The organism is Deltaproteobacteria bacterium (assembly GCA_016235345.1).
Lineage (GTDB): Bacteria > Desulfobacterota > Desulfobacteria > Desulfobacterales > Desulfatibacillaceae > JACRLG01.
The window spans coordinates 142,458-154,781 of record JACRLG010000028.1 but is presented as its reverse complement, the minus strand read 5'-3'; the positions used below and the strand labels follow the sequence as shown (position 1 = coordinate 154,781).

Sequence of the window (12,324 nt, the reverse complement as noted above, 5' to 3'; positions counted from 1 at the left end):
GATAAGGTTCGGTCCCTATTCATAATCTAAATGCCTCAGACAGTCCGTTCGTCCCACCATTTCGCGTATATCCTTCATCCCCATTCTGGCCATGATCCTGCAAAGCTCCGTGCGCCATGCGGCCAGCATGTTCACAAGGCGCTTTGTGGCCCACTCAACGTCTATCATGGTGGAAAGCTCAGGGTCGGTGGAGGCTATACCACGCGCGCAGCCCCGGCCCGACTCGCAGTAGGAGCAGCGGATGCACTCCAATGCCACCATCTCGCTTGTGCCTATCACCACGCCGTCGGCCCCAAGCATTATGGCTTTCGCCACATCAGCCGGGGTGCGGATTCCGCCCGAAGCGATGACGGTTATAGCGTCACGGATTCCCTCGTCTTTGAGGAAATTGTGGACCTTTATGATGCCGTACTCGATGGGCATGGCGATGTTTTTCTTGGCGATGTCGGGAGCGGCCCCGGTTCCGCCGTATGAGCCGTCCAGATGCACGATGTGCGCGCCTGCGAAGTAGGAGCCCACGGCCACCATGTCCACGTCCGAGGGGGTGGAAACCTTCACCGACACCATGGCGCGGGGGTTGATTTCCTTGATCCAGTCGATGTGCTTCTTGTGGTCTTCCACCGAATAGACCGAGTGGAACGGGAAGGGCGAAAAGAGCGGGTTGCCCGGCACCGCCTCCCGCATCCGGGCCACCTTTGGGGTCACCTTGTCGCCTAACAGATGCCCGCCAAGGCCGGGTTTCGCGCCCTGGGCGTATTTGAATTCCACCATGCGCACCCGCTGGATGGTCTCCTCCCGCACGCCGAAAAGCCCGGTGGCCACCTGGGTGATGACATGGTCGTCGTAGGGGAAAAGCTCTTCGGGGTATCCGCCCTCTCCGGTGCAGGTGAAGGAGTTCCACTCCTTCCAGGCCCGCGCGCGGGCGATGATGGCCATGAGATTGATGGAGCCGTAGCTCATGCCGCCGCCGTAGATGGGAAGCCCGATTACGCCTTCGTCCCTGCCGTCGTCCTTGCGGTTGAGCTTTATGGACGTGTTGAAATCCGCCGGGTTGAAGTCCGCAGGAAGCTCGTTCTTGTAGACGAACCGGAGCTTGTCGAAGCCGCCGTCGGAGCCGCCGGTTTCGGTCTCCACCCCTCCCTTGGGCATCTCGCCGGTTTCGGCCATGTACCAGGTGGAAACGAGAAGATCGGGCGTCCAGCGCCTGTCGCCGATCACCTCCATGAGCGGGTTGACGTCGAGGCTAAGGGCCTTCTGGGGGCACTCGTCCACGCATTTTTTGCACTCGAAACCCACGCAAAGGTAGTCGTCGGGCGGGGCGAGCTTGTGGTTTCTGATATGATGCACGCCGTGGGGGCAGGCTTCAATACAGCGGCCGCAGGCGATGCAGGCGTTGGAGCGGCGGATGCGGTACTTGCCTATGGCGTTGCGGAAGCGGCTCTTGGTGGTTATGACTTCCGGGGGCGCGACGAAGGGGGATGGCTGAAAATTCATGGATTGGCTCCTTCGCTGGCAGGCACCGCCTTTTTCTTGCCGAAAAGACGCCCGAAGGTGTCGCGCTCCAGATCATCGAAAAACATGGCCCTGCCCACTTCCCCTCGCAGACGCCTTATTTCGCGTATGCCCATTGCGCCCAGAACCTCTATTATCTGGTTGCGCCAGGCCGCCATGAAGTTGCCCACGCGCTTTTTGCCCCATTCGGGGTTCACGTTTTCCAGTTGGACCGGGCAGGCCAGCCCCTTGTTGCAGCGCCCGCAGTAAGTGCATTCCAGGGCCAGCAGCACCGGAAGGTCCACCATCACAGCGTCCGCGCCGCAGATCACAGCCTTGGCCACGTGCTCGGCCAGGGCCACGCCTCCCTGCAGGAGAAGGGTGACGGAGTCCCTCACGCCAAGGTCCACCATCCTGCCGTGGACCTCACGCGTGATCTGGCTGATGAATTTCCCGGAGTTTTCCCCCATGCCCTTTCCGTTGACGTCCGCCACAAGGCACATGACGTCGGTGCCCTCCTCGGCAAAGGCGGGAACCCGGCGCGGGGCCCGCTCATCGGCGGGAATCTTCACCATTAAAAGGGTGCCCGGAAAACGGGCCTTGAATTTTTCCACGAAGTCGTCCGGAACCACCTCGTTGGCGACGAACCCCGCCATGGGAACCTTGGCTATGAGATCGGCCCAGGCGTCAACGTCGTTAATCCCCATTACCGGGACCAGACTTTTCAGGTGGGGCGTAAGGAAGTCCCCCCAGTTTTTCACCGGTATCTCGGTGAGCATTCCCAGGTTTTCCGCAGCAAGCGCAAAGGTTTTAAGCACGTTTTCGCTCAGGATGTTCAAAGGCGGCGCCGCGAAGATCATGGGAACGGGAATTTCGTGCTCACAAAGGGGGGCTATGACGGGCGCTCCGCTTTCGTCGAAGGAAAGGTTTTGGCGCTTGCGGCCAAGGGAAACCGAGGTGTTTATGTACTCGCGTCCGTGGATGCCGTCCCGGGTGGGGCGCACGATTTCGGACATGTCCGTCCACATCGAGTCGAATCCGGGGCCGGTGAATGGGCCTCTGTAGCCCGCGCCGGAAACTGGAATCTTGCCGGTGGCCGCCATTTCGCTTTGTTTCACGATAATGTCGGCGGTCCAGTAGGAGTCGCCCAGAAGCTTGTATTCCGGGTTTTCCTTTTTCGAGATCACCCGGCCCGGACACATCTGGACGCACCGAAGGCAGTTCTTGCACACCGAGTCTATGGTGTCGGCAAGGCGCGTGGCGTCGAAATCACGCTTGTTGTAAGCGTCGTAGATGCACAGGCGCTTCACGCACTTGAAGCAGCGAAGGCACCCGCCCTCCCAGTCGAGGATGGTGCTTCTTCCCACCGGCACGAAACGGGCAGGGGCTTCCTTGATATCTATATGGTATTTTTTCGGCATGGGCTTGTTTCACTGACCTTGCGGAAGGGAGGCGATTCTTTGGGCCATGTGGCCCGCCGCTTCCCGGAAGTTTTTCCACTCGCCGCTCTCGATGGTGAACATGGAAAGGCGCGCTTCATCGATTCCGGCCTGGGTAAGAAGGCTTTTGGCGTAGTTGACGGTGCGCTGCGCCCTCTTGTTGCCGTCCGTCATGCGGCAATGGGTTCCGTCGCAGCCGAACACGAAGACGCCTTCAGCACCGGCCTCGAAGGCCTTTATTATGGAAAGGGTCTCCACCTTGCTGGAGCAGGGCACGAAGACCACCCGCACTTCCGGCTCGTAATCAAGCCGTTCGGCGGCCTTTAGCGTCGGGTCGTCGATTATGGCGTTCTGGCAGCAGAAGCCCACCACGTGGGGGATGTTGTCGTCCATGAAACTCCTTTGAGCTAACAGCCTGTCGAAAAACGCGATTTGGCAGTGTTCGCACTTCAAAGCCAATTCCGTCACGTACGAACATCCTGATTTAGCCCAAGAACTCTGCGATTTCTTGGGCGGGTACGCTTACTCATTGGCTTGCAGTTTGGCCTTGCAACTTCTCGTTTTTCATCAGGCTTTGCTTCCAGCCTTTTCCAACAGGCTGCTTAACGCCCTTTAAGGCGTCCGCAAGAGGCAGTAATTTGATCCGTAAAAAAAGGGTGTCCGCCCCGAAACGGGAAAGACCCCCCAAGTCCATCCGAATGACTTAACGCACGGACACGTTTGAAACCACCAAGGGGGATGCTTAACGGAGAGATCGGGGGGATGTCAACAGAATTTTCAATGATAAGAAATACTTATAATTTGCTATCGGTATTAAGTAGAACTGTCCTGGGGCCGATGATGAGTAAAAATGAAGTAATTTTAAAAAATAAAGTCATACTGTTGAAGAAGGCTTTGCGACACATCCGCTTCATTAGAATACGTGGCTTATGACCCATGCCGATTCGATGGCCGCCACTCATTGGGTGGCGCAGGCTTTCTGGTTGCCGGGGTGCGCAGCACAAGAGGATTGGCGTAAAGAGCCTTCTACAGGACCAGGGAAAGGGAATTATGGCATCTGCTGTAACTTCGGCCTGCCCGGCCCGGCTTCGAGGAACCCGGCAATGACGGATAAAACGTGGTCCGTGTGGCGCAGGTCCAGGTCCTGATGAACGCCGATGTGAAGGCCCATGCGGCCCAGGTACTCTGCTTCGGGAAAGTCGCCGTATTTGTGCCCCAAAAAGGCGAAGCCGGGGCAGCGGGTGGGCATGGAATCGAACAGGGTGCGGGTCTCGATTCCGTTTTCCTCCAGGTGGCGGGTGAAGTCCTCGCGGGTGAAGGGGGCATTTTCGGAGATCATGATGGGAAAGGCGTGGGGGCCGATGATCTCCCAGGCTTCCTCCCGGATGGTGCGAAGAAGCGGCGCGAAACGGGAGAGGCCCTCCATGAGCCTTAGAAGGCTGGCCCTGCGGAGGGCGGAGATATCGGCGTAAACGTCCAGGCAGCCAAGGCCCACGGCGGCCTCCAGCTCGTTCATCTTGGAGGAATAGCCAATGCGCGGGAAATGGAAGCGGATGTCCCGGCCTGTTTTGCGGTCGAACCTTTTGGGGCAGGGCGTCCCTTCCGAGGAAAGCGCGCATGTCTCGCAGGCGCAGGCCCTGCCGTGGGCGCGAAGAGAGCGAAGTATTTCGGCCACTTGCGGGTCGTCCGTGGTGATCATGCCCCCTTCAACGCAGCTTATCGCGTGGGCCGCGTAGAGGGAAAAGGCCGCCATGGCTCCTAAGGACCCCGCCGGGCGGCCCCGGTAGAAGGCTCCGTGGGCTTCGGCTGCGTCCTCGATTACGGCTAAGCCGCGCTTTCGGGCGATTTCGTTTATCCGGTCCATTTCGGCGGGTTTACCCATGAGGTGCACCGCCACAATGGCGCGGGTGCGGGCTGTTACGGCCTCCTCGATTTTCTCCGGGTCGATGTTTAAGGTGTCCCGCGAAACGTCAACGAAAACCGGGGTGAGACGGGCGGCCAGCACAGCGTTTCCGGTGGCGGCAAACGATAGGGCGGGGACTATGACGTGATCGCCCGGTTTCGCGCCCCTGTCGTGGAGGGCCGCTAGGGCGAGGGTTAAGGCGTCGGCCCCGGAGGACACCGCCACCGCGTGCCGGGTTCCGGCAAGGAGGGCGAAGCGCTCCTCCAGCTCCTGCACGTATCGCCCCTGGGTCAGGCGGCCCGAATCCAGGGCCTCGTTTATGCGCCTTTTGGCGCTTTCCGTTATGGTCAGGGTGCCGAAGGGAACCTTCATGTCCGTCCTTATCAGGCTGTCGAAAAACGCGATCCGCTGTGTTGTGCGTCAAAGCCAATTCCGTCACGTACTTTTAGTACGCTTGACTCATTGGCTTTTCGCACGCCTTGCGGCTCATCGTTTTTCATCATCCTGTATGATTGGTGTTTTTCAACAGGCTGTTATTAAGCGGAGCATGGTTCTTTTCCGTTTTTAAGGGAATCTGGCCGAAGGGAGAAATACTACAATCCACCACATCCAACGTTTCGGGGAGCCCGAAAAATGGAACCAAACCCTGCTCCCCGAAATATAAGAAAAAAATTCCTGGTTTGCTCCATGCCGAATTCATGAGTAATTCCGGCATGGCCGCCTTGTCAAGACTGGCTTGTCGCCCAAGCGGCCCTAAAGTCTTTGACACCATGTGCATTTTGGCTATAAAGAAGTAGGGGGCCATCGGATGGAAATTCCGGCGGCCCGGCTCAAGCTACAAGTCCTGAAAGGGAGACGGCGGCCATGTCCGAGTGGGAACCCAAGATAGTGGCGTTTCTGTGCAACTGGTGCACCTACGGTGCGGCTGACCTTGCGGGGGTGGGGCGGCTCCAGTACCCCTCAAACGTCCGGGTGATACGGGTTCCCTGCTCCGGCAGGGTGAGGCCCGACTTCCTTCTGGCGGCCTTCCGGAAAGGGGCCGACGGCGTGTGGGTCTCCGGGTGACATCCCGGTGACTGCCATTACCTGGAAGGTAATTACTACGCACGACGGAAATTCGCCCTTTTCAAGAATCTTCTCGAACACATGGGAATCGAGCCCGGACGGCTCCATTTTTCGTGGATATCCTCAGCCGAGTCCACCAAGTTCCAGGACGTCGTCACAAGGATCACCGAAGAGGTGAAGGCCCTTGGGCCAGCAAAGCATTTCATAAAAACCGAGGCCGAGATACCCTGACATGGAAGACGTGAGCGAGAAAATCCAGGCCATCGCCGCCCGGCTCCTGTCGGAAAACGTGGTGGACTGCGTTATCGGTTTCCGGGAGGGGACCATTCCCCTCATGGCCGAGCCCTGCCTCATCCGCAGTGCGGATGACGCGCACCTCCTGGTCTTCAACGGCTTCTGCGGCGCGAACCTCGCCAATTACCTTCCGGGCCTTTCCGGAAGGATCGGCATCACCGCCAAGGGCTGCGACAGCAGAAACATCGTCAATCACCTCCTGGAAAACCAGGTCAAACGGGAAAACCTCTACATCATAGGGGTCCCGTGCACCGGCATGGCGGATCGCAGAAAGCTTCGCTCCAAGGCGGGCAGGGACGTCATCGACGCCCTGGATCAGGGCAAGACCCTTGGGGTATCCACCGCCTCCGGCGAGATGTCCATACCCAAGAAAAACGTGCTTCAGGACAACTGCGTCACCTGCACTCACAGGAACCCGGTGATTTTCGACGAGATGGCCACCCCCCCCGTGCCGGAGCAGGAGAACGCGGACCGCTTTTCGGACGTGAACGCGGTGGAGGCCATGAGCGCCGCCGAGCGCTGGACCCACTTCGAGGAACTGATCGCGGGCTGCATAAGGTGTTACGCCTGCCGCAACGCCTGCCCCCTTTGCTACTGCCCCACCTGTTTTGTTGACGATTCCAGGCCCCAGTGGGTGGGCAAAAGCCTGGACAAAACCGACACCCGCACCTTTCATTTTCTAAGGGCCTTTCACTGCGCGGGCCGGTGCACGGACTGCGGGGCCTGCGAGCGGGCCTGCCCCCTGGGAATCCCGGTGCGGCAGTTCACCAAAAAGCTCGTCAAGGACTGCGAGGAGCTTTACGGCTTTGAGGCCGGGGTGCTGCCGGGCGTAAGGCCTCCTTTGGACACCTTCAGGCCGGATGACCCCCAGGAATTCATAAAGTGACTTCGCAAGGTATGCCCATGCGACACCTTTTTGTTTCGCGCGAAAATTTTGCCGACGGCGTTGCGGCCCTTGCCGGTTCATACCGCGTCTACGGGCCCGTCCAGGAGCGCTTTCATCACGTCATGGGCCTTCTTCCGCCTGGGGTCATGCCGGAGATGTCGGTGGCCAACACCCGGCTTTCGGCCAAGGGCGTGGTCTACCCGCCCTCGGAAAAGATGTTCAGGGCTTGCCTCGACCCCGCCAGGGAAGATCACCACGTTTACAAGGAGATAGAAAAGGACTTTTCCCCAAGGGCGGTTTTCGGAATAAGGCCCTGCGACGCGCGGGCCTATACCCTGGTTGCGCCCAACTTCGACAACGCGGAGTACAAGGACCCCTGGTGGACAAAAGGCTACGGGGCCACGACCTTCGTGGGCCACTCCTGCAATGATCCGCGCTCCACCTGTTTCTGCACCTCCACTGGGGGCGGCCCCTGCGACACAACGGGCCTGGACATCCTTCTCACGGATCATGAAGACGGCTTCCTGACCCAGGTGCTGACGGAAAAGGGCGAGGCCCTGGCGCTGGCCGCAGGCTGGACAACCGAAGCAGGGGCCGATGCCGAAGCCGCCCTGTCCGACGCCCGGCGCGAGGCCGAGGGGAAAATCTCCTCCGTAATCAATACGGATAAGATTGGCAAAAAGACCATCCTCGCCCTATACGACGCCCCGTTCTGGGCGGACGCGGCCTTTGCCTGCATCAACTGCGGAACCTGCACCTATCTTTGTCCCACCTGCTGGTGCTTCGACATTCAGGACGAAACGCACGGAACAGACTGCGTGCGCTTGCGAAACTGGGACTCGTGCATGTTTCCGCTCTTCACCCTGCACGGGTCGGGCCACAACCCGCGCCCCGAAAAGACCGGCAGGGTGCGCCAGAGGTTCATGCACAAGCTGAAATATTACGGCGACAGGTACGGGAACGGCGTCCACTGCACCGGCTGCGGCAGGTGCGTGATCCATTGCCCGGTGAACATAGACATCCGCCGGATAGCATCCTTGATGAATGAATACGAACCGGATAACGCTTGCAGTCTTTAACCGGCCGCCCAAAAACGCGAACTGCTGTGTCATGCTTCAAAGCCAATTCCGTCACGTACGAAAAGTACGCTTACTCATTGGCTTTTCGCATTCCTTGCATTTCATCGTTTTTAGTCGGCCTTAAGTAACCTCATTTTTTAACAGACAGTTCGAGGCTAACGACGGTGGAAAATCCATATCTTCCGATTCCGGTTAAAATCGACAGGGTCACGGTGGAAACCGAAGACCGGAACCAGAAAACCTTCCGCTTCGTTTACGTGAACCCCGAGGACGAAAACCGTTTTCAGTACAAGGCCGGCCAGTTCGCCGAGCTTTCGGTGACCGGAAAGGGCGAAATCCCCATAGGAATCGCAAGCTCCCCCACCGAAAAGGGCTTCGTCATGTTCACCGTGAACAAGGTGGGCCTGGTGTCCTCGGCCCTTCACGACATGGTGGAGGGCGACGTCATGGGCATCCGGGGGCCTCTGGGCAACTGGTACCCATGGGAGGTGCTGGAAGGCAAAAACGTGGTGATAATCGGCGGCGGCTTCGCCTTCACCACCCTCCGGTCAAGCATCGTGATGATGCTGGACCCGGCCAACCGTAAGAAATTCAGGGACATCCACGTGGTTTACGGCGCGCGCACTCCGGGGATGCTTTTATACCGCGACGAGCTGGCCGCATGGGAGGCGCGGGACGACATCAAAATGCACATCACCGTGGATTCGGCGGCGGGCCACCCGGACTGGAAGTACAACACGGGTTTCGTCCCGGCCATAACCGAGGCCAAGGCCCCCAAGGGGGACCCGGACACCTACGCCATAGTGTGCGGGCCGCCCGTTATGATAAAGTTCACCCAGCCGGTTCTGGATAAGCTCGGCTACGCCCGCGACCACATAATAATGAGCCTTGAAAACCGCATGAAATGCGGTATAGGCATGTGCGGCAGGTGCAACATCGGCAATGACTTCGTGTGCAAGGACGGCCCGGTGTTTACGCTGGAGCAGTTGAACACCATGCCCAAAGAGTATTAACAGGCGGCCTGTGCGAGGTGATGTAATTATGGGGGGCAAGGTTTAGTTCGGGCAGAACCACCCAACATAGGTCAGATTTGCCGTTTCGAGAGGTTCTAAATTCACTCTCAAAGTATTTGCTGTTACGGAAAGAGGTCTTGCATGGATTCACGGAAAAAGACGAATGATTACACCCGGCGGGAGTTTCTCAAGATGTCGGGCCTTCTGGGACTTGCCGCAACGGCGGCGGCGGTTATCCCCGTGTCCGAGGCCGTGGCCTTCGGAGGCGGGCTTTACAAGGTGACCCGTAACATAAGCGTCATGGGCACCTACGCGGTCATCACGGTGATGGACGAAAGCCGGAGCCGCGCCGACGACGCCATGGGGAAAGCCTTTGACGAGATGAGGCGGCTGACCCGCATAATGGACCGCTTCGATACGTCTTCGGCGGTTTCGGCCCTGAACCGCGACGGCAGAATCAATGACGCCCCGAAGGAGCTTCTGGACGTGGCGGAAGCCTCCCGCCATTTCCACGCATCCACCGGCGGAGCCTTTGACGTGACGGTAGCCCCGGTGGTTGACCTGTACAAGGATTCCTTCACCGCCACCGGCCTTCCGCCGACGCCCGCCGCGCTTTCCCGCGCCCTGGCCCTTGTGGACGGCGGCGGCCTCGCGGTTTCCGGGCGCACAATAAGCCTAGCGAAACCCGGAATGAGCGTCACCTTCGACGGCATCGCCAAGGGCTACATAATCGACGCCGGGGCCGAAAGCCTCAAAAAGAGCGGCGCGGCGCATTTTCTGGTGAACGCGGGCGGAGACATAAGGGCCGTGGGCGGAAAGGGCGGAAACGCGTCCTGGACCATAGCGGTGCGCGACCCCGAATCCACCAAGAACGCCGACGCCATCAGCATAAACGACGGCGCGGTGGCCACCTCCGGCAATTACGAGGTCTATTTCGACCGGGAAAAGCTCTATCACCACATAGTCAACCCCAAGACCGGCGCTTGCCCCGCAACCAGCGCCAGCGTGTCCGTGGCGGCCCCCACGGTCACCGCCGCCGACGCCCTTTCCACCTCGGTTTTCGTCATGGGGCCGGATCGAGGCAGAAAATTCATCGAAGGCGTGAAGGACGCCCGGTGCTTCGTCATAACCCGCACCGGGGGCAGGGAGGCGTCAAAGGGCTGGAACGATCTTCATAGAGGCTGAATTCCGTATGGAAAGAGGATACATCCAGATATACACCGGCGACGGCAAAGGCAAGACCACTGCGGCCCTGGGCCTGTGCCTGAGGGCCTGCGGGGCGGGATTCAAGGTCTTTCTCGGCCAATTCATGAAATCCGGGGAGTATTCTGAAATAAAGGCCCTTTCGCGTTTTTCCGACCTGATAACGGTGAGGCAGTACGGCCTTGGCCGCTTCGTGAAGGGCCTGCCCACGGACGAGGAAATCCGGGCCGCCCGCAAGGGCCTGAAGGAGGTCTCCGAGGCCGTCGAATCAGGCCTTTTCGACGTGGTGATTCTGGAGGAGGCCAACGTGGCCTCGGCCATAGGGCTTTTTTCCGTGGACGAGCTTCTGGCCCTGATGGCCAAAAAGCCCCTTGGGGTGGAGCTTGTGCTCACGGGCAGAAACGCCCATCCCCGGCTCATCGAGGCCGCCGATCTGGTGACCGAAATGAAGGCCGTGAAGCACTACTACGACCGGGGCGTGATGGCCAGGGTGGGGATAGAAAAATAGAGCAGGGGAGACCGCCCGACCCCTCAGCGTAAAATTTTTGTCAGAAGGGTGTTGGCCGACTGCGCCCGGCGCACCCGGCGCATGAAAAAAGCGCAGTCCAAGGCGTCTGACCTTTCATCTCCTTCCGGTCGATTCCGTCAAATCCCATAAAAATAATTCTGTTGACGGATTCCGGGTTTTAATATATCAATCACTAGACTGACATGTCAGTCAATTTCCGTCCGGCAATCCACAGGGGGGACTCATGAAACGATCCATCGCTTCAATTCTGATGCTGTTGCTGGTTTTTGCGGCGTCTGCGGCTTTTGGCAAGGAGCCGCCCAAGTACAACTGGAAAACCGCCACCCTGGCCCCGGACGGAATCGGCTGGTCCAAGCACATGAAGGAGCTGGTTTTTCCGGAAATGGAAAAAACCACCAAGGGCGACCTCAAGGTCAAGATTTACTGGGGCGGGGTGATGGGCGACGAGGAGCAGTATCTTCAGAAGATGAAGATAGGCCAGCTCCAGGGAGCCGGGCTTTCGGCCCAGGGCACGGTGATGGCCTGCCCGGACATGGCGGCGCTGGAACTGCCTTTTCTTTTCCGCAACTACCTGGAAACCGATTACGTGAGGGTGAAGATGGCCAGGAGCTTTGATAAGCTCATGGCCCGGAACGGCTATTTTCTGATCGGCTGGATAGACCAGGATTTCGACCAGATATACTCCAGCCACCGCCCCCTGAACACCGTGGAGTCCTTCAGGGGCACCAAGTTCGTAACGTGGTACGGGCCCATGGAGGTGGAGATGCTGAAGGTCCTTGGAGCGGAGCCCATTCCGGTCAACGTGCCGGAGCTTCCGGCGGCGGTGCGCTCCGGCGTGGCCGAGGCGTCCATAGGCCCTGCGGTCTGGGTGGTCGGCGCACAGCTCTATTCCAGCATCAAGTACGTGAACCCGGTGAAAATACGGTATTCGCCCGCCACCATAATACTCAACTTAAAGACCTGGGAGTCTCTTCCCGACAGCTACCGCAGCGACTTCTACACCAAGCGCATGGTGATAGGCTTCCGCTACTGCAACCTGATAAGGAAGGACAACGAGCGCTTTTTGCAGTCCATGATAAAATACGGGGTAAGAAGGACCGACATGGCCCCGGGCGAGGTGAAGGCCCTTATGGCAAAAACCCGCGAGGTCTGGGGCAAGACCCAGGGCAAGCTCTACCACAAGGACTTTCTGGATGAAATCGTAAAGCTCCTGGAGGAGTTCAGGGCCGGAAAGCGCCTGACCTTGGACGACGTACTGGCCATGAGCTACCTGCCCGGAACCTACAACATGGAGCCGGGCCAGAGGGCCGGGCTGGAGGAACAGGTCATAAAGACCATGTCCGAATTCGGCCTTAAGGACGGCGACATAATAACGGTTAAGAGGAAATGAGGAAGGTTCGATGGGGGTCGGCCCGGCAATGC

12 protein-coding genes are annotated in these 12,324 nt (G+C 59.0%); 7 read left to right on the top strand and 5 right to left on the bottom strand.

Annotated elements, in window-relative coordinates; all coding sequences use genetic code 11:
• Positions 1 to 15 precede the first annotated feature (15 nt).
• The 5 genes from HZB23_14310 to HZB23_14290 all read right to left on the bottom strand — a co-directional run bounded on the left by HZB23_14310 (position 16) and on the right by HZB23_14290 (position 5,638).
• Positions 16 to 1,494, bottom strand: coding sequence for an alpha-hydroxy-acid oxidizing protein (locus HZB23_14310; GenBank protein MBI5845828.1), 1,479 nt, complete (start codon positions 1,492 to 1,494; stop codon positions 16 to 18).
• The gene (locus tag HZB23_14305) at positions 1,491 to 2,912 is read right to left on the bottom strand and encodes a hypothetical protein (protein MBI5845827.1); all 1,422 of its coding nucleotides are present in this window, start codon (positions 2,910 to 2,912) and stop codon (positions 1,491 to 1,493) included. The genes HZB23_14310 and HZB23_14305 overlap by 4 nt, the downstream gene beginning before the upstream one ends.
• Before the next feature lie 9 nt (positions 2,913 to 2,921).
• On the bottom strand, positions 2,922 to 3,323 hold the full coding sequence (locus HZB23_14300) for a hydrogenase iron-sulfur subunit (GenBank protein ID MBI5845826.1): 402 nt from the start codon (positions 3,321 to 3,323) through the stop codon (positions 2,922 to 2,924).
• Positions 3,324 to 3,978: 655 nt separating this feature from the next.
• Positions 3,979 to 5,205, bottom strand: coding sequence for a DegT/DnrJ/EryC1/StrS family aminotransferase (locus tag HZB23_14295; GenBank protein MBI5845825.1), 1,227 nt, complete (start codon positions 5,203 to 5,205; stop codon positions 3,979 to 3,981).
• Between the two features lie 127 nt (positions 5,206 to 5,332).
• Complete coding sequence (locus HZB23_14290; protein ID MBI5845824.1) at positions 5,333 to 5,638, bottom strand: hypothetical protein; 306 nt, start codon at positions 5,636 to 5,638, stop codon at positions 5,333 to 5,335.
• 59 nt (positions 5,639 to 5,697) lie between these two features.
• On the opposite strand from HZB23_14290, the gene HZB23_14285 reads away from it, so the two are divergent.
• From HZB23_14285 to dctP, 7 genes are all read left to right on the top strand, one after another.
• Complete coding sequence (locus HZB23_14285; protein MBI5845823.1) at positions 5,698 to 6,129, top strand: hydrogenase iron-sulfur subunit; 432 nt, start codon at positions 5,698 to 5,700, stop codon at positions 6,127 to 6,129.
• A 1-nt stretch (position 6,130) separates the two neighbouring features.
• On the top strand, positions 6,131 to 7,078 hold the full coding sequence (locus HZB23_14280; protein ID MBI5845822.1) for a 4Fe-4S dicluster domain-containing protein: 948 nt from the start codon (positions 6,131 to 6,133) through the stop codon (positions 7,076 to 7,078).
• Between the two features lie 17 nt (positions 7,079 to 7,095).
• A complete protein-coding gene (locus tag HZB23_14275) occupies positions 7,096 to 8,157 on the top strand; it encodes a 4Fe-4S dicluster domain-containing protein (protein ID MBI5845821.1) in 1,062 nt (353 codons plus the stop codon).
• 164 nt (positions 8,158 to 8,321) lie between these two features.
• Positions 8,322 to 9,170, top strand: a complete 849-nt coding sequence (locus HZB23_14270; GenBank protein MBI5845820.1) for an FAD/NAD(P)-binding protein — start codon at positions 8,322 to 8,324, stop codon at positions 9,168 to 9,170.
• 141 nt (positions 9,171 to 9,311) lie between these two features.
• Positions 9,312 to 10,355 carry an FAD:protein FMN transferase gene (locus tag HZB23_14265; GenBank protein MBI5845819.1) on the top strand — a complete coding sequence of 348 codons (1,044 nt, stop codon included), beginning with the start codon at positions 9,312 to 9,314 and terminating at the stop codon, positions 10,353 to 10,355.
• A gap of 7 nt (positions 10,356 to 10,362) precedes the next feature.
• On the top strand, positions 10,363 to 10,881 hold the full coding sequence (locus tag HZB23_14260; protein ID MBI5845818.1) for a cob(I)yrinic acid a,c-diamide adenosyltransferase: 519 nt from the start codon (positions 10,363 to 10,365) through the stop codon (positions 10,879 to 10,881).
• A gap of 244 nt (positions 10,882 to 11,125) precedes the next feature.
• The gene (gene dctP / locus HZB23_14255) at positions 11,126 to 12,292 is read left to right on the top strand and encodes a TRAP transporter substrate-binding protein DctP (protein MBI5845817.1); all 1,167 of its coding nucleotides are present in this window, start codon (positions 11,126 to 11,128) and stop codon (positions 12,290 to 12,292) included.
• The last annotated feature ends 32 nt before the right edge of the window (positions 12,293 to 12,324 follow it).